Source organism: Deinococcus aquaticus, assembly GCF_028622095.1.
Classification (GTDB): domain Bacteria; phylum Deinococcota; class Deinococci; order Deinococcales; family Deinococcaceae; genus Deinococcus; species Deinococcus aquaticus.
Genome location: NZ_CP115165.1, coordinates 2,680,039 through 2,697,298, shown reverse-complemented (window position 1 = coordinate 2,697,298; position 17,260 = coordinate 2,680,039). Strand labels below are relative to the sequence as shown.

Here is a 17,260-nt window from a genome sequence, read left to right as displayed (position 1 = left end):
CATGAACGGCGCGCGGGGGCGCGGTCACACGCCCGTCAGACTCGCGCGTAGACTGTACGTATGAACCTTCGACCCTTCCTGATCACGTTGTCTGTGCTGTCTGCCGGGCAGGGCCTGGGCCTGACCATCCGGGGCAGTGTGGAGGGCAGCGGCCCCGCTGACACGCGCGTGGCGGGCTTCGTGGTGTCCCCGTTCGGGCAGGCAGTCGAGGAAGTCACCAGCGTCCCCCTCGAGAACGGCCGCTTTGTACTGGAAATTCCCACGGCGGCCCCCACGGCCCGCGCGCAGGTAGACCTGACGCCGCAGAACGTCACGTGGCCCGGCGTGATCGACCCGGTGCAGGTGTCCGGGCAGGCGCGTGTGGCCGAACTGAAGTTCTTCGTGTACCGCGACGCGAACAACAATGGCCGCCGAGACGATAATGAACCTCTGCGGGACGTGCTGCCCAGTGTGGGCCGCGCCACCCTGTTCGTGGCGTGGGTGAATACCGACGTGACCGTGAAGGCCAGCAAAGGCTACGCAGCCACCCTGAAACGCGGCTGGAATGCCCTGATCGTGGACGTGGGCCGCGCCGTGGCCGTGCAGCCGTTCAGTGATTCCACGACGGTCACCGTTCGTCTGACCCGCTAAGCAGGATCTGGACGGCAGGGCCCCTCGTTCACGCAGGGACCTGCGCCACTGGGGAGGCGAGGCACGGTGCCACGCCTCCCTGAATCATGCGTTCAGCAGGTCAAACAGCCTTGGCTCCCAGTATCAACAAATCATTCACGATCTATCCAGATCGTGAAACTATTCACTTATACTGCATGTGCTACATGATGTCCAGGGAGGGAAGATCTTCTTCCCCCACCCGGCCGCTTCCCTCAAGCCAGGGCGCCCATTACCGTGCGCTCGTACGCCCGGATGTACTGCGGCACGATCTGACTCTGATGGAATTTCGTCAGCGCGGCCTGACGGCCCGCCGCGCCCATCTGCAGGTACAGGTCCCGGTTCCGCAGGATCTTCAGGGCGGCGTCCGCCATGCTGTCCACGTCGCCCACGTCGGCCATGAAACCAGTCACGCCCTGCTCCACGACCTCCGGAATGCCGCCCGCATTCGACGCGACGACCGGGACCTCGCAGCTCATGGCTTCCAGCGCCGCCAGCCCGAAGCTCTCCTGGCTGCTGGGCAGCACGAACAGGTCGCTGATGCCCAGCACCGTCTCCACATCCGGGAACGACCCCAGGAAGTGCGTGCGGCCGATCACGCCCAGCTGCTGCGCCAGCTCGAACACGCGCGGCCGTTCGGGGCCGTCCCCGATCATCAGCAGCCGCGCCGGAATCTCGCTCGCCACCCGCGCGAACACCTGCACCACGTCCTCGGCACGCTTGATGGGCCTGAAGTTACTGACGTGTACCAGCAGCGCCTCGTCCGGATGCGCGAACCGCGCCCGCACCGCCGGGTCCGTCACGCGCACGAAGCGGTCGCTGTCCACGAAGTTATGAATCACCTCGATCTCGCGGTCCAGGCCGAACACCTCCTGCGTGTGCTGCGCGAGGTAACGCGACACGGCCGTCACGTGATCGCTTTTCTGAATGGCGTGCCGGGTCGTGTGCCGGAACGCGGGTTCCAGACCCACCAGCGTCACGTCCGTGCCGTGCAGCGTGGTCATGACCCGCGTGCGGCCCGAAATGGCCCGCGCGTGAATGGCGGCCGTGGCGTGCGGAATGGCGTAATGCGCGTGAGACAGCTCCACGCCGTGCTCCAGGATCACCTCGGTCAGGGTGTTCGCGGCCGCCAGTTCCGGGTACGGCTGGTCGAACAGCGCGTACGCGTAAGCGCTGACCTGATGAAAGTACGGACCGTGCATGCCGCCCTGCCCGCCCAGCCGGAACGGCTGCGCCGACCCCACGAAATGCACCTCGTGGCCCGCGCGGGCCACCTGTAATCCCAGCTCGGCGGCCACCACCCCGGACCCCCCCGCGCTGGCGTGACACAGTACCGCGACCTTCACCGCGTCCGCCCGCGAACCTGACTGCGTTTCTCATGCTTCATGACTGCGGAGTATAGACGGGGAGCGCCGCCGCAAACGTCGCCCTGAACGCCATCCAGCCCACACCGCTCCGCGCCGTTTACCGGACAGAAACCTGACAGTTCCGTGTATGAAGACCCCCCGCCGGGCGGCAAGCCGGAAATCTCACAGAGTACCGCCCCCGGAACGACTAGAACACAGACATATGATTGCCGTTGTCACCGACTCCACCTGCGACCTGCACCCTGACAGTGCCCGGCAACTCGGTATTCAGGTCATCCCACTTCAGGTGCGGATGAACGACCGCACCCTGCTGGACTGGCAGGAAATCGACCCGGACGCCGTGTACGACCACATGCGCGCCGGGGGCAGCGCCACCACCACCCCCATCAGCGCCGACACCTTCGCCGCCCGTTACCGCGACCTGCTCCAGACGCACGACAGCATCCTGAGCGTGCACATTTCCGGCAAGCTGTCCGAAACCGTCCGGAACGCCCGGAAGGCCGCCGAGACGCTCGGTATGACCAGCCGCATTCAGGTGGTCGACAGCGAACTCGCCAGCGGTCCCCTCGCGGAAGCCGTCATGGCCGCCCGTGACGCCATCTGGGCCGGCGCGGACCTGGCAACGGCGGCGCAGGCCGTACACACGGCGCGCACCCTCATGCACTCCGAACTGAGCGTCGCCAGCCTGGAGTACCTGCGCCGCAGCGGCCGCATCGGGCGCGCGCAGGCTTTCCTGGGCAACGTGATGTCCGTCCGGCCCATCCTGAACTTCGAGCAGGGTGAACTGAAAGCCGTGCGCCGCGTCAAACTCGATCAGGCGACCAGCGAGATGCTGACCAGCCTGCGCGACCGCTTCGGCGCGAAGCCCCTGAGCGTCACCATCATGCACGCCGGACGCGACACCGCCCGCATCAACGCCCTGCGCGACGCCATGACCACCAGCGGACTGAACGTCCAGAAAGGCCGCGTTCAACTCATGGGCCCCGTCATCGGCGCGCACGTCGGCCCCGGCACGTACGGGTTCACCGCTATCCCAGTCGAGAGCTGACCACCCGGGGTTGATGAACAGAACCGGGGAGGGGCCGCGTCACGACTGGACGCGGCCCCTCTGTCTGCCATGCCCCCCTCACCCCGACTCTGCGCAGTGGTGAGAGGGGTTCCTGCTCAGTTGTGGCTGGTCGTTTCCAGGCGTTCCAGGTAGGCCGTTCCGCCTTCCAGTTCCGCCTCGAAACCGGCTGCCGTTCCGAACACCAGCGTCTCGGCGAGCGTTTCGCTCATCAGGTACTCCTGCCAGACTTCGGCGGCCGCGCGGGCGTCGCCGCTCAGGTTCAGGTGCAGGCTGATGCGGTCCTGCACCTCGAAACCGGCCTTCTTGCGGGCGTCCTGCACGCCGCGCACGAGGTCGCGGGCCAGGCCCTCCAGTTCCAGTTCGCGCGTCAGGGTCGTGTCGAAGGCGACGAGGTATCCGGCTTCCTCCTGCGCCGCGAAGCCCTCGGGGGACTGGGCGTCCACGAGCACCTCGTCCGGCCCGAGTTCGAAGCGTTCACCGGTGGGCGAGGTCACCTCGAACTGTCTGCCGTCGCGCACGAAGCGGGCGATCTCGCTGGCGTCGGCGGCCTGCAGCGCGGCGCGCACCTGCGGGACGGCCTTACCGAACTTCTTGCCGAGCAGGGGCAGGTTCGGGCGCAGCACGTAACTGACGAGTTCCGTGAACTGGTCGATCAGTTCGACTTCCTTGACGTTCAGTTCCTCCTTGATCTGCTCCGCGAAGCGCCCGAGGGCCTGCGTCTGCTCGGCGCTGCGGGCGCGCAGCATGACTTTCGGGAGCGGCTGGCGCTGGCGCATGCCGGTCTGTCCGCGCACGGCGCGGCCCAGGCTCACGACGCGCAGCACGGCGTCCATCTCGCCTACCAGCACGGGCGCGGCCAGCGCCTCGTCCACCACGGGCCACGTGGCAAGGTGCACGCTCTCGGGCGCGCTGTCGTCCACGCTGCGCACGAGGTTCTGGTACAGCGTCTCGGCCAGGAACGGCGTGAACGGCGCAGTCAGCAGCGTCACGGTTTTCAGCGCGTGATGCAGCGTGGCGTAGGCAGCCGTGTCCACCTCGCCGTCACCAGCCCAGAACCGCCTGCGGTTACGGCGCACGTACCAGTTGCTCAGGTCCTCGGTCACGAAGTCCTGAAGCGCGCGGCTCGCGCCGGTCGGGTCGTAGTTCTCCAGCGCGGCCGTCACGGTCTCCACCAGCGCCTGCACTTTCGCCAGCAGCCAGCGGTCCACTTCGGGCCGGTCTGCGGGAGCGGGCGCGGCGTTCAGGTCGGGCCGGTCGAGGTTCGCGTACAGCACGAAGAACGAGTACGTGTTCCACAGCGTCAGGAAGTAACTGCGGAACGCCTCGCCCACGAGGTTCATGCCGAAGCGGCGGCTCAGTTCGGGTGGCGCGCTCACGTACATGTACCAGCGGGCGGCGTCCGCGCCGTACTGCTCGAACACGTCCCAGGGGCTCACGACGTTCCCCTTGCTCTTGCTCATCTTCGCGCCCTTCTCGTCGAGGATGTGCCCGGAGCAGATGACGCTCTTGTACGCCACGGAGTCGAACACCATCGTGCCGATCTGGTGCAGGCTGTTGAACCACCCGCGCGTCTGGTCGATGGCTTCCGCGATGAAGTCGGCGGGGAAGCCCCCGTTCTCGAACTTCTCCTTGTTCTCGAATGGGTAGTGGTGCTGCGCGAAGGGCATGCTGCCGCTGTCGTACCAGACGTCCATCACGTACGGCACGCGCCGGAAGGTCTTGCCGCCGTCCTCGAAGGTGATGTCGTCCACGAATGGCCGGTGCGGGTCGAAGTCGGGTCCCGTCAGTTCGGGGCGGCCGCTCAGCTCGGCCAGTTCGGCGTAACTGCCGACCACGCGGTACTCGCCGTCCTCGGACTCCCACACGGGCATCGGCGTGCCCCAGTAGCGGCTGCGGGACAGGTTCCAGTCGATCAGGTTCTCCAGCCACCCGCCGTAACGGCCGTTGCGGATGTGCGCGGGGTGCCAGTCGATGGTCTGGTTCAGTTCGATCAGGCGCTCTTTCAGGCGGGTGTTGTTCAGGTACCAGGACTCGGTCGCGTAGTACATCAGCGGCGTGCCGCAGCGCCAGCAGTGCGGGTACGCGTGCAGGAAGTTCTTTTCCTTCCACATCAGGCCGCGCGCGCGCAGGTCGCGCACGATCTCGTTGTTCGCGTCCCGGAAGAACACGCCCGCCCACGGCCCGAAGCGGTGCTTGCCCTCGCCGTCCACGCCCACGATCACCGGGAAGCCGTAGTTCCGCGCCAGACGCATGTCGTCCTCACCGAAGGCGGGCGCGGTGTGCACGATGCCCGTGCCGTCGCTGTCGGACACGTAGGTGTCCAGGCCCGACATCCACACGGGTTTGCCTTCCCCCTCGGCGTCGTACGCCTCGGTGAACAGCGGCGCGTACGTTACGCGTTCCAGTTCGGTGCCCCGGAAGGTCTTCACGACCTCGGCCTCCTCGCTCAGCACCTCGGCGCGCAGACTGGCGGCCAGGATCAGCACCCGGCCCTCCTTGTCCCGCGCGGCCACGTACTCGAAGTCCGGGTGAATGGCGACGCCCACGTTGTACGGCAGGGTCCACGGGGTGGTCGTCCACACCAGGAACGCCGCGCCGTCCGGCAGGCCCAGGCTGGCGGGGTCCTTCAGGGCGAACGGCACGTACACGCTCGGATCCTGGATGTCCTTGTAGCCCTCGCTGACCTCGGCGTTCGACAGGGTCGTGCCGTCCTTCGGGCAGTACGGCGCGACGCGGAAGCCCTTGTACAGCAGGCCCTTCTGGTCGAGGTTCTTGACGCTCCACCAGATGCTCTCGATGTAGTCCTTGTGCAGCGTCATGTACGCGTCGTCCAGGTCCACCCAGTAACCCATGCGTTCCGTGAACCTGCGCCACTCGGCCTCGTACTCGAACACGCTGGCGCGGCACTCGGCGTTGAATTTATCGATGCCGTACGCCTCGACTTCCCGTTTGCTGTTCAGGCCAAGTTTCTTCTCGACGCCGATCTCGACCGGCAGGCCGTGCGTGTCCCACCCGGCCTTACGCGGCACGTGGAAGCCCTGCATGGTCCGGAAACGCGGGAACAGGTCCTTGAAGGAGCGGGCCTGCACGTGGTGCACGCCGGGCTGCCCGTTCGCGGTGGGCGGCCCCTCGAAGAACGTGAAGGTCTGCGCGCCGCTGGTCTGCTCCAGCGACCGCTCGAAGATGCGGCGGTCCTGCCACCACGCCAGGGTGTCCTGCTCCAGGGCCGGGAAGTTGGGGTTGCCCTGAACGGGCTTGAAGGGAGGGTTGGTCATCGGAACTCCAGAAAACACGGGAAAGAGGGTCGGGTGCACGGGTGAGTCAGTGGGTCTGTGATGTCAGGAGGCGGGGATCACCCGCGCCGGAATGCCTGCTGTCAGGCTGGGCAGACGGTGTGCCGGGTGCGGGTTGCCTGGGCTGTTGCGGGTCACGGGTTCACCTCCGGGTGCGGGAGTGAGTGGGGCTGCGGGGGGGGCGTCAGTCCACGATGAACAGCGTGGCCCCCTCCTGCGTGCTGGAACGGTGCGCCTCGGCCCCGTCGGCCACCTGATACGAGTCGCCGGGCCGCAGCGTGAAGGTCCGCCCGTCCTGCAACTCGGTTTCCAGTTGCCCGGTCAGGACCAGCAGCACGTGCCCTTTCTGGCACCAGTGGTCCGCGAGGTACCCGGCAGAGTACTCGACCATCCGCACGCGCACTGGTCCACCCGGCCCGGCCCCGAACTGCCGGGTGCGCCACCGCGCCACGCCGCGCTCGCCCGGGTGCTCGGTGGTGGGAACGTCCGGCCAGTGGGTCACGCCGAAAGGAATGTCGGTCAGGTGCATGCGGGGGCCTCCGGAGGGCAGGAAAAGGGGGCGGCGCGTCTCAGCGGTCCGTTCGTCCGCCCGCCGGGAAGACGGGCACGAATTCGGTGCTGGGACGCGCCGCCCCGGAGGGGGAGCGGGTGCGTGGTACCACCCAACTTCACCGCCCCCTGCGGGGCAGCCTCGTTGCACGGTCCCTCTGTCGGGGGGCGTCCGGACGGGTCTACTGCCCCCCGGTGCGGGGGGGTTCTTCCGTCAGCGCGGGAGGTGATCGTCGGCTGGGAGTGACGTGCGTCAGGCTCTCACCGTCCCTGACTCGCTCGTGCGTCCCCGTGTCCGGCCGCCTGTCCTCACGTTCGCAGTGTGATGGTCTCACCCCAGTGTGGGGCTCCCCTCATGGTAGGGCGGCAGGCTGATCCGGTCAACGTGCCGCGCGCCGCGGTACCGGGCGGGGTATGCTGAGCACCGATCCGCCTCACCGTCTTCCTCATCCGATCTGCGCGTGGCCCACCTGCGGCCGCAGGTGTTTACAATCACTGTCAGGGAGAACGTTAATGGAACTTTTTATCAACACTGCTATGACCAGGCCGCGCCGCGCCGACCGCGCCGCGCGCAGGGAACTGGCTGCCGGGGGTGAGGTCAAGCAGTGAGTGACCCCACCCGCGCCGGCCTGCCCTTTCACGAACTTCAACAGAAGATCCTGCCCGAACTGCACCTGATTGCCGCCGGGTACGGCATCGAGAACTACCGCAAACTGAAAAAAGACACCCTGGCGCTGGCCATCATGGAGCACCAGGCGGACGCCGAGGGGCAACTGCTGGCCCGCGGGTTCCTGGAAATCAGTGCCGACGGGTACGGCTTCCTGCAGGCCGACCTGCTCGACCCCAACAGCCGCACTGTGATCATCACGGCCGGCCTGATCAAGCAGTTTCACCTGCGCACCGGTGACGAGATCATCGGCCGGGCCCGCAAGCCCCGCGAGAACGAACGCTTCGGGTCGCTGGTGCAGGTGGAAGCCGTCAACGGCCTGGACCCCGAAACGGCCCGGCGCCGCCCGCGCTTCGACGACCTGACCCCCACCTTCCCCGAGGTGCAACTGGTCATGGAAGACCCCAGCATGGACGACGGCCTGAGCCTGCGCGTCGTGGACCTGCTGGTGCCCATCGGGCGGGGCCAGCGCGCCCTGATCGTCGCGCCGCCCAAGGCCGGGAAGACCACCCTGCTGAAGAAGATCGCGAACTCCATCGTCAAGAACTACCCGGACGTGACCGTGATGGTCCTGCTGGTCGACGAGCGCCCGGAGGAAGTCACGGACTTCCGCGAGAGCGTGCAGGGCGCGCAGGTCATCGCCAGCACCTTCGACGAGCCGCCGCAGCATCACGTGCGCGTCGCGGAGTTCGTGCATGAACGCGCCCGCCGCATCGTGGAAGAAGGCGGGCACGTGGTGATCCTGCTGGATTCCATCACCCGACTGGCCCGCGCGAACAACCTCGTCACGCCGCCCACCGGCCGCACCCTGTCCGGCGGTCTGGACAGCAACGCGCTGCACTGGCCCAAACGCTTCCTGGGCGCGGCCCGCAACATCCGCGAGGGCGGCAGCCTGACCATTCTGGCCACCGCGCTCGTCGAGACGGGCAGCCGCATGGACGACGTGATCTTCGAGGAATTCAAGGGCACCGGCAACGCGGAACTCGTGCTGTCGCGCCGCCTCGAGGAACGCCGCATCTTCCCGGCGCTGGACATCCTGAAGTCCGGCACGCGCCGCGAGGAACTGCTGCTACAACCCGAAGTGCTCAAGAAAATGTGGCTGCTGCGTAAGGTCATCAGCGATATGGACCCGGCGGACGCCATGGAAATGCTGCTGTCCCGCATGGGTAAAACCCGGAACAACGTCGAATTCCTGCAGGGCCTCGCCGGCGGTTGACGTTGTCTATTCTCGACTCTGGAGTTCACACTTGCCTTTTCCCTTTCCCCGCGGCCTGACCTTCCGGGCCGCCGTGACCGGCGCACTGCTGAGTGCCGCCATGACCGCCCAGGCCCAACAGGCCACGCCCCTCGAACAGCTGCTCCTGCCGCTGCAACCGAACCTGCAGGTCCCGGCCGACCTGACCCTGGACCGCGCGCCCCGCACGCTGGACATCCTGACGAACGGGACCACGCCGGCCACGGCAGTCGCGCGGCGCTACGGCGTCCCGGCGTCCGCCGTGAAGGTAAGCGCCACCCGCAAGGGCCTGCGGTACGTGCGCGTGACCCTCGCGGACCGCGACCTGACCCGGCGTCCCCAGCGGCCCGCCACGGTCGAACGGTACGTCGTGCGCCCCGGCGACACCATGGCGCGCGTGGCGGCCCGCTTCGGCATCACGCTGGTGGACCTGCTGAGCCTCAACCTGAACCGCAACAGCCTGGACGACCTGAACGCCGGAGCGGTCCTGAACGTCCCCACCGGTGAAACGGGCCTGCTGGTGCGCATCAAGCCCGGCCAGTCGGCGCTGTCCCTGATCGCCGGGTACGGTGCGGACATCGTGGAAACCGCCCGCGCCAACGACGCCCTGCCCACCGAGTTGCAGGTGGGCGACCTGTTGCTGCTGCCGGGCATCCGCGCCGAGAGCTTCGTGGAGACCCTGGCGAAGAAGCGCGAGGCCGAGCGTCAGGCTGCCCTGGCCGCCGAACGACAGCGCCGCTACGACGCCTACCTCGCGCAGAAGAAGCAGCGGGCCCGCGAGCGCCTGGAAGCCAGGTACGCCGCGCAGGAGAAGTACGAGGAGTACCTCGCCTGGAAGAGCAGCCCGGAGCGGCAGGCCCGCGTCGCCGCCTACGAACGGCAGGCGCAGTACGAGGCGGCCCAGGCGGCCAGCCGCGCCCGCCAGACCCAGGCCCGCGCCGCGCAGACCCGTCAGAGTGCCGTGGCAGCTGCCAGCAGCGGCGCGTCGTCCCGCTCCGGGCTGGCGTGGCCGATGCGTTCGTACCGCATTACCAGCCGCTTCGCGGAGCGGGACATCGCGTTTCACCAGCAGGTATTCCACGGCGGCGTGGACTTCGCCGCTCCGTACGGCACGCCCATCTACTCGGCGTCCGCCGGGACCGTCACCGAAAGCCGTTACGGGGCGTTCGGCCTGAACGTCTACACCACCGATGGTGACAGCACCATCATCTACGGTCACATGAGCCGCACGGCCGTCTCGGCTGGCCAGCGCGTGGGCCAGGGGCAACTGCTGGGGTACATCGGCTGCACCGGCGTCTGCACCGGCCCGCACCTGCATTTCGAGGTACGGATCGGCGGGCGTCAGGTGGACCCGCTGGGCATGCTGCCGTGACGCTCGCCGGGCCGCGTCTGCACCTGCTGGTCGTGGATGACGAGGAGCAGATCCTGGAACTGCTGGACCTGACGCTGTCCATGCAGGGGTTTCACGTGACGGCGGCGGCCAGCGGCCCGGCCGCCCTGAGGCAGCTGAAGGCCGCGCCGGTTGAGGTGATCGTCATGGACGTCCTGATGACGCCCTGGGACGGGTTCGACACGGTGCGCCGCATGGCCGAGCAGCGCCGCGCGGACAACGCCGCCGACCCCGCGACGGCCTCGCCGCTGCCACCTGTGGTGTTCCTGTCCGGACTGGCCCGCCCGTCCGTCATGCCGGAACTGGGCGACGGCGTGCTGTCGGATTACCTCGTGAAACCGTTCCGTCCGTCGCAGCTGGTCGAGGTGATTGAGCGCGTTCGGATGCGCTGGGAGCAACTGCACGGCTGACCCCGCCCACCTGGGCTGCCCGATCAACCTATCGGGAGCTTTTCCAATCTGACCCCACCCACTCCCTGAATCTGACCCTTCCCCTGGGGTCAGATTCGTCCTATGGTCTGGGCATGACCGAAGCGAACACCGGCACTCCCGCCCTGAAGCAGGGCTTCGCAGAAATGTTCAAGGGCGGCGTCATCATGGACGTCGTGACCGCCGAGCAGGCCCGCATCGCCGAGGCCGCCGGCGCGACCGCCGTGATGGCCCTCGAACGCGTCCCCGCCGACATCCGCCAGGACGGCGGCGTGGCCCGCATGAGCGACCCCAAGATGATCAAGGAAATCATCGCTGCCGTGACCATCCCCGTCATGGCCAAGGTCCGCATCGGGCACATCGTGGAAGCGAACATCCTCCAGGCACTCGGCGTGGACTTCATCGACGAGTCCGAAGTCCTGACCCCCGCCGACGACCAGTTCCACATCCTCAAGCACGACTTCAAGGTCCCGTTCGTCTGCGGCGCCAAGAACCTCGGCGAGGCCCTGCGCCGCGTGGGCGAGGGCGCCAGCATGATCCGCACCAAGGGCGAGGCCGGTACCGGTAACGTCGTCGAGGCTGTTCGTCACGCCCGCACCGTCCTGGGCGAGATCCGCGCCATCCAGTCCCGCCCCGCCGAGGAACTGATGACCGTCGCCCGCGACCTCCAGGCCCCTTACGAACTGGTGCGGTACGTGCACGAGCACGGCAAACTGCCGGTCGTGAACTTCGCTGCCGGTGGCATCGCCACGCCCGCCGACGCCGCCCTGATGATGCACCTGGGCCTTGACGGCGTGTTCGTCGGCAGCGGCATCTTCAAGAGCGACAATCCGGAGCGCCGCGCGCAGGCCATCGTGAAGGCCGTCACGCACTACCAGAACGCCGACATCTTGGCCGAGATCAGCGAGGACCTGGGCGCGCCCATGACCGGCATCAACATTGATGACCTGATCCCGGCCGAGCGTCTCGCCAGCCGGGGCTGGTAAGCCGTGAGTGCGCCCCGCATCGGCGTGCTGGCCCTGCAGGGCGCGTTCCGTGAGCACCGCCAGCGCCTGGAGAGCCTGGGCGTGGCGGTCACGGAAGTCCGCCTGGGCAGCGACCTGCACGGCCTGTCCGGCCTGATCCTGCCGGGAGGGGAGAGCACCACCATGGCCCGCCTGATGACCGAGTACGCCCTGTGGGAGCCCGTCCGGGCCTTCCACGCGGCGGGCGGGCACCTGTGGGGTACCTGCGCCGGTGCGATCCTGCTGTCCCGCGAGGTGCAGGGCGCGCCCCCGCAGTTCGGGCGGCAGGACAGCCTGAACCTGCTGGACGTGACCGTGCAGCGCAACGCCTTCGGACGGCAGATCGACTCGTTCACCACCGACCTGCCCGTGCGCGGCCTGAATAACGGATTCGCGGCTGTGTTCATCCGTGCCCCCGCCTTCACCCGTGTGGGAGAGGGTGTGGAAGTGCTGGCGTCGTACGGAGAGCAGGCCGTGATGGTCCGCTCGGGCCGCGTGACGGCCACTGCTTTCCACCCGGAATTGACTCCCGACGTGCGCCTGCACGCGATGTTTGCCGGTCAGTGCGCCGCGCCGGTCGTCACGGTCTGAGAGAGCCTGCCAGCAGGGGGAGGGAACGGATTTCTCGTTCTCTCCCCCTGAACATTTGGAAGGGCCCAATTAGGACCAGACAAATCCTTCACGAGTCGGATAAATCGTGAATACTTTCACTTTTTACGCAACCCAGCATGATTCCCACGCCTGAACCGTAAGGTCGTCGTAACACCCCACCCGGCCGCCTCGCCTATGCTGCGCTGGTGAGTTCAAGCACCTTCCAGCAGGACGGCCGGTCCCTGCACGTCACCGCCAGTGGGGAAGGGCCGCCCGTCGTGCTGATTCACGGTCTGAGCGGCTCGCGCGGCTGGTGGCGGTACAACATTCCCGCGCTGCGGGCGCATTCGCGGGTGTACTCGCTGGAACTCAGCGGCTACGGGCATGCACGCCGACAGCGGTCCCTGAGCGTGCGTGACATGGCGGCCCTCGTGGCCGCGTGGATGGACGCCGAGAACCTGCGCGACGTGACACTGGTGGGCCACTCCATGGGCGGGCACATCAGCATGCACGTGGCGGCCCTGGCCCCGGACCGCGTGCGGAATCTGGTGCTGGTGTGCGCCAGCGGACTGCTGCGCTCGCAGGCGTACCGGACGGCGCTGCACCTGCCCCGCGCGGCACTGATCGGTCGCAAGCGGTTCCTGACGCGGGTCCTGACGGACGCCGTGCGCGCCGGACCGCTGAACCTGTGGCGGAACGCCGTGGACCTGCTGAACGACTCGGTGCAAGACAGCCTGCCCCTGATCCGGGCGCGCACACTGATCATCTGGGGCGAACGGGACGTACTGGTACCGCTGACGCTGGGGCAACTGCTGCGGGAGGCTCTGCCCGGCTCCCGCCTGGAAGTGATTGAGCGGGCCGGGCACATCGTGATGGTGGATGCCCCGCAGCGGTTCAACAGGTTACTGCTGGACTTCATAGCAGAGACCGCGCCCGCACCGCACGGGCAGGCTGAGGTCCGGCATGACTGACGGACACTCGTTGGTGGTGCCGGTGAATGGCCTGAGCACGCACGCCTGGGTGCGCGGCCAGGGCCAGCCGGTCGTGATCGTGCCTGGCCTGGGGTGCGCGTCGTGGATGTACGCACGGCTGGCGCGGGAACTGGCCCGCGAACGACGGGTCTTCGTGTACGACCCGCCCGGTCACGGGTACAGCGAGGGAGTCCGTCACTACCCGGTGTGCATCTCGCATCTGACGGATCACCTGGCCGCCTGGCTGACCCGCCTGAACCTCCAGGGCGTGCCGCTGCTGGGGCACTCGCTAGGCGGGGAGGTGATCATCGACCTCGCGGCGCGCTACCCGCACCTGAGCAGCGCCCTGATCGCCTGCGCGCCCACCGGAATTCCGGAGAACCCCAGCGTGCGCATGCAACTGCTGCGGTTGCTGAGAGACCTGCCACTCGAGCGTCCGGGCCTGTTGATGCCGGGCCTGAAAGCGTACGTGCACTGCGGGGTGCGGCGCATGGTCAAACTTGCCCGCGATCAGGAGGACCACATGACCGGCCCGCTGCTGGGCCGCGTGACCGTGCCGACCCTGCTGCTGGACGGCCTGTCGGATCTGGTGATCCGTTCGTGGACGGTCAGGCGTATTCAGTCGGATATTCCGGACGCAGTGATCCGCCAGATTCCGGGCGCGCCGCATGGCCTGACGGACACGCACCCGAAAGCAGTGGCGAGTTTCACGCTTGAATTCCTGCGGCAGCAGGGGCTTTGACAGGACAAAACAGCGAACTAAGTAGAGGAGGCTACTCTTTTCACGAAATAGCAAAATCGTGAATCATTTCACTTACCGCGGCATATCTGTAGCTTCCAGGGGCCAAAACAGACAGGGAGGAGGGTCGTGGATAAGCACGACCCTCCTCCCTTCACTTCAACCGGTTACTCCGGGGCAGGTGCTTCGGCTACGGCGGGCGATGTGACTTCCAGGCCTACTTCCGAGAGTTGCGCTGCGTCGACGGGGGAGGGCGCCAGGGCGAGCAGGTCTGCGCCACGGTTGTTCTTGGGGAAGGCGATGACCTCGCGGATGCTGCCCGCGCCGCTCATGACCATGATCAGGCGATCGAAGCCCCAGGCGATGCCGCCGTGCGGGGGCGTGCCGTACTCGAGGGCGTCCATGAAGAACCCGAATTTCTCGCGGGCCTGCTCGGCGCTGAAACCGATCGCCTGGAACATCTGGGCCTGCACGGCCGGATCGTGAATTCGGACGCTGCCGCCGCCGACCTCGAAGCCGTTGAGGACCAGATCGTATGCCTGGGCACGGATCTCGCCCTGGCGGTCCGTGCCGAACAGGGCCACGTCGTCGGGGTGGGGCGCAGTGAAGGGGTGGTGCATGTACGTCCAAGTGCCGCTGTCTTCATCGAATTCCAGTTGCGGGAAGTCCGTGACCCAGGACACGTGGAACTGCGGGCCGCCTTTCGTGAGGTCGAACAGGTCGCGTAGGGCGAGGCGCACGGCACCCAGGGCCGACACGGCCTTCTTCCAGTCTCCGGCGGCGAACAGCAGCGTGCCGCCCTGGCCGACGCCGGTGCGGGACAGCAGTTCGGCTGTCTGGGCGGTCACGAACTTGCTGACGCCGCCCGTGAAGCCGTCGCCGTCGCGCCTCAGCCACGCGAGGCCGCGCGCACCGTTCTGCTTGGCGACCCGTTCGAGTTCGTCGATCTGCTTGCGGGTCAGTTCCGGCGCGGCGATGACCTTGACCGTCTGCGCCTCCGCGAAAGCCTTGAACTCGCCCCCTTGGAACAGGTCCGTCACGTCCACGAACTTGTGGTCGAAACGCAGGTCGGGTTTGTCGCTGCCGTAGTCGTTCATGGCGTCGAAGTACGGGAGGCGCGGGAACGGCACGGGCAGTTCCACGCCCAGCGTCTCACGGAACACGTGCGCCATCAGCTGCTCCTGCGTTTCCAGAACGTCGTCCTGTTCCACGAAGCTCATTTCCATGTCCAGCTGCGTGAAGTCCGGCTGGCGGTCGGCGCGCAGGTCCTCGTCGCGGAAGCAGCGGGCCAGCTGGTAGTAGCGGTCGTACCCGGCGATCATCAGCATCTGTTTGAACAGCTGCGGACTCTGCGGCAGCGCGTAGAACTCACCGGGGTTCTGGCGGCTGGGGACCAGGAAGTCCCGCGCACCCTCGGGCGTGGACTTGGTCAGCATGGGCGTCTCGACCTGCACGAAGCCCTCGCGGTCCAGGTACGCCGTGACGGCCGCCACGGCGCGGCTGCGCAGCATCAGGTTGCGCTGCATCTCGGGGCGGCGCAGGTCCAGGTACCGGAACTTCAGGCGGATGTCCTCGGAGACGCTCTCACCTTTCTCCAGTTCGAAGGGAGGGGTCTTGGCGGTGTTCAGGACGCGCACGCGCGACGCGATGACCTCGTAGTCGGCCGCACCGCCCTTGCGCTGCCCTTCCGGGCGGGGCTGGTAGGTCCCCTCGATCTCCGCGACGTACTCGGCGCGCAGACGGTCGGCGTCCGTGAAGGCGGCCGAGTCGGGTTCGACCTGCACTTGTACCAGTCCGCTGCGGTCCCGCAGTTCCAGGAAGATCAGGCCGCCCAGGTCGCGGCGGCGGTTCACCCAGCCCTGCAACGTGACGGTCTGGTGGGCGTGCGTTTCGTTCAGGTGGCCGATCAGGGCGGTGCGTTTCATTCGTTCTCCAGAATCACGGGGTTTGCAGGGTGCGCGGGGCTGTTGAGCGTGGGGTCGAGGTGGGCCTGCTCCTGCGCGGCGAGGAAGGCGGGCAGGTCGCAGAGCATCACCGTGAACTGCTCGGCGCTACGGAGATTCTTGAGTTGCACGGTTCCGGCGGCGGCTTCCTCGGACCCGATCAGGCCTGCGAACAGGGCGCCGCGCCGCTCGGCGTCCCGGAAGGCGTTCCCGGGTTTCAGGGAGCGGTACGCGAATTCAGCCCGCACTGCTGTACGTGCGGCCAGGGCGGCGGCGGCCGCCGCCGGCACGAGGCTGTCTTCCAGCGCCGCGACGTACACGACCGGCCCGGCCTGGGCGGGCAGCGGGTGCCCCTCGGCTTCCAGCGCGATCAGCAGCCGTTCCACGCCGAACGCCCAGCCGATGCCCGGCACGGCCTGCGCGCCGATCTGCTCGGCCAGTCCGTCGTACCGGCCCCCGCCGCCCAGCGCGGATTTCGCGCCGACGCCCTCATGGTGCAACTCCCAGGCGGTGCGGCGGTAGTAGTCCAGGCCGCGCACGATGCTGGGGTCCACATCGAATTCCACGCCCCAGTCGCGCAGGTAGCCCTGCACAGCGTCGAAGTTCGCGCGGGCCTCCTCGCCCAGGAAGTCCAGCATGGGTTTCACGCTCAACTCGGCGATCAGGGTCTGGTCGTCCTCACTCTTGCTGTCCAGGATCCGCATGGGGTTGCGGGTCAGGCGGTCGCGGGAATCGTCGCCCAGGCGCTCCAGGTGCGGCGTGAACAGGTCGCGCAGGTACGTGTTGTACGCCTCGCGGTCCTCCGGGTCGCCGATACTACCCAGTTTCACGCGCACGCCCGTCAGGCCCAGTTCGCGAACCACGCCCACCATCAGGGCGATGGCCTCGGCGTCCACCAGTGCGTCCGAGCCGCCCAGCACCTCGTAATCCACCTGATGAAACTGCCGCAGCCGCCCGCGCTGCTGCCGCTCGGCGCGGAACATCGGGCCGTGCGTCCAGAGTTTCAGCGGAGACGGCAGTTGCTTGAGGCCGTTCTGCAGGAACGCCCGCACGATACTGGCCGTGCCCTCGGGCCGCAGGATGTACCCGCCGTGATCCCCGAAGTAGTACACCGTGAACATCTCCTTGCGGACGATGTCGGTACTACCGCCCACGCCGCGCTTGACGAGGTCGGCCTCCTCGAACAGCGGCGTGTCGATCCGCTGCGCGCCCGCGCGTTCCAGCACGCGCCGCGCGGTCTCTACCACCCAGCCGTGCGCCTGCGCCGAAACGTCCAGCGTGAGTTTCGGACTGCCGGCCGGCAGGTGGTCTTCTGTGCCCTTGGGGCGCTTAATCGCCATAACCAAAGGAGTTTACAGCATTCACTC

General features: G+C 67.6%; 14 protein-coding genes. 9 read left to right on the top strand and 5 right to left on the bottom strand.

The genetic code is table 11. From position 1 onward, the window contains the following. Positions 1-60: 60 nt before the first annotated feature. Complete coding sequence (locus M8445_RS13065; RefSeq protein ID WP_273988266.1) at positions 61-630, top strand: hypothetical protein; 570 nt, start codon at positions 61-63, stop codon at positions 628-630. A gap of 233 nt (positions 631-863) precedes the next feature. Here the strand turns inward: M8445_RS13065 and bshA are convergent, their stop codons facing one another. Continuing rightward, on the bottom strand, positions 864-1,994 hold the full coding sequence (gene bshA / locus M8445_RS13060) for an N-acetyl-alpha-D-glucosaminyl L-malate synthase BshA (RefSeq protein WP_273988265.1): 1,131 nt from the start codon (positions 1,992-1,994) through the stop codon (positions 864-866). A gap of 223 nt (positions 1,995-2,217) precedes the next feature. Here bshA and M8445_RS13055 point away from each other — a divergent pair, with 223 nt between their 5' ends. After that, positions 2,218-3,063 (top strand): DegV family protein, encoded by an 846-nt coding sequence (locus tag M8445_RS13055; protein ID WP_273988263.1) that lies wholly within the window; start codon positions 2,218-2,220, stop codon positions 3,061-3,063. A 116-nt stretch (positions 3,064-3,179) separates the two neighbouring features. Here the strand turns inward: M8445_RS13055 and ileS are convergent, their stop codons facing one another. Both ileS and M8445_RS13045 read right to left on the bottom strand, forming a co-directional pair. Then, positions 3,180-6,359, bottom strand: a complete 3,180-nt coding sequence (ileS, locus tag M8445_RS13050; RefSeq protein ID WP_273988262.1) for an isoleucine--tRNA ligase — start codon at positions 6,357-6,359, stop codon at positions 3,180-3,182. Between the two features lie 202 nt (positions 6,360-6,561). Further along, complete coding sequence (locus M8445_RS13045; protein WP_273988261.1) at positions 6,562-6,906, bottom strand: DHCW motif cupin fold protein; 345 nt, start codon at positions 6,904-6,906, stop codon at positions 6,562-6,564. A gap of 625 nt (positions 6,907-7,531) precedes the next feature. Here M8445_RS13045 and rho point away from each other — a divergent pair. The 7 genes from rho to M8445_RS13010 all read left to right on the top strand — a co-directional run bounded on the left by rho (position 7,532) and on the right by M8445_RS13010 (position 13,953). Then, positions 7,532-8,809, top strand: a complete 1,278-nt coding sequence (gene rho / locus M8445_RS13040) for a transcription termination factor Rho (RefSeq protein WP_273988260.1) — start codon at positions 7,532-7,534, stop codon at positions 8,807-8,809. A 31-nt stretch (positions 8,810-8,840) separates the two neighbouring features. Then, positions 8,841-10,199 (top strand): peptidoglycan DD-metalloendopeptidase family protein, encoded by a 1,359-nt coding sequence (locus M8445_RS13035; RefSeq protein ID WP_273988259.1) that lies wholly within the window; start codon positions 8,841-8,843, stop codon positions 10,197-10,199. Beyond that, a complete protein-coding gene (locus tag M8445_RS13030) occupies positions 10,196-10,627 on the top strand; it encodes a response regulator (protein WP_273988258.1) in 432 nt (143 codons plus the stop codon). Before M8445_RS13035 ends, M8445_RS13030 begins: the two co-directional genes overlap by 4 nt. A 113-nt stretch (positions 10,628-10,740) precedes the next feature. Beyond that, positions 10,741-11,631: a pyridoxal 5'-phosphate synthase lyase subunit PdxS gene (gene pdxS, locus M8445_RS13025; protein ID WP_273988256.1), complete on the top strand. Its 891-nt coding sequence runs from the start codon at positions 10,741-10,743 to the stop codon at positions 11,629-11,631. 3 nt (positions 11,632-11,634) lie between these two features. Continuing rightward, positions 11,635-12,240, top strand: coding sequence for a pyridoxal 5'-phosphate synthase glutaminase subunit PdxT (gene pdxT / locus M8445_RS13020; RefSeq protein ID WP_273988255.1), 606 nt, complete (start codon positions 11,635-11,637; stop codon positions 12,238-12,240). 206 nt (positions 12,241-12,446) lie between these two features. Continuing rightward, positions 12,447-13,211, top strand: a complete 765-nt coding sequence (locus tag M8445_RS13015; protein WP_273988253.1) for an alpha/beta fold hydrolase — start codon at positions 12,447-12,449, stop codon at positions 13,209-13,211. Next, positions 13,204-13,953, top strand: coding sequence for an alpha/beta fold hydrolase (locus tag M8445_RS13010; RefSeq protein WP_273988252.1), 750 nt, complete (start codon positions 13,204-13,206; stop codon positions 13,951-13,953). Before M8445_RS13015 ends, M8445_RS13010 begins: the two co-directional genes overlap by 8 nt. Positions 13,954-14,117: 164 nt before the next feature. Here M8445_RS13010 and aspS read toward each other — a convergent pair whose 3' ends face one another. Both aspS and hisS read right to left on the bottom strand, forming a co-directional pair. Then, entirely contained in the window at positions 14,118-15,875 is a 1,758-nt protein-coding gene (gene aspS / locus M8445_RS13005) for an aspartate--tRNA ligase (RefSeq protein WP_273988251.1), read from the bottom strand. Further along, positions 15,872-17,233 (bottom strand): histidine--tRNA ligase, encoded by a 1,362-nt coding sequence (gene hisS, locus M8445_RS13000; protein WP_273988249.1) that lies wholly within the window; start codon positions 17,231-17,233, stop codon positions 15,872-15,874. Before hisS ends, aspS begins: the two co-directional genes overlap by 4 nt. Positions 17,234-17,260: the final 27 nt, after the last annotated feature.

Excerpts from the sequence above, each read along its gene's own strand:
- M8445_RS13065 (WP_273988266.1), top strand. The coding sequence starts at position 61 with ATGAACCTTCGACCCTTCCTGATCACGTTGTCTGTGCTGTCTGCCGGG.
- M8445_RS13055 (WP_273988263.1), top strand. The coding sequence starts at position 2,218 with ATGATTGCCGTTGTCACCGACTCCACCTGCGACCTGCACCCTGACAGT.
- ileS (WP_273988262.1), bottom strand. The coding sequence starts at position 6,359 with ATGACCAACCCTCCCTTCAAGCCCGTTCAGGGCAACCCCAACTTCCCG.
- M8445_RS13045 (WP_273988261.1), bottom strand. The coding sequence starts at position 6,906 with ATGCACCTGACCGACATTCCTTTCGGCGTGACCCACTGGCCGGACGTT.
- pdxS (WP_273988256.1), top strand. The coding sequence starts at position 10,741 with ATGACCGAAGCGAACACCGGCACTCCCGCCCTGAAGCAGGGCTTCGCA.
- M8445_RS13010 (WP_273988252.1), top strand. The coding sequence starts at position 13,204 with ATGACTGACGGACACTCGTTGGTGGTGCCGGTGAATGGCCTGAGCACG.
- aspS (WP_273988251.1), bottom strand. The coding sequence starts at position 15,875 with ATGAAACGCACCGCCCTGATCGGCCACCTGAACGAAACGCACGCCCAC.
- hisS (WP_273988249.1), bottom strand. The coding sequence starts at position 17,233 with ATGGCGATTAAGCGCCCCAAGGGCACAGAAGACCACCTGCCGGCCGGC.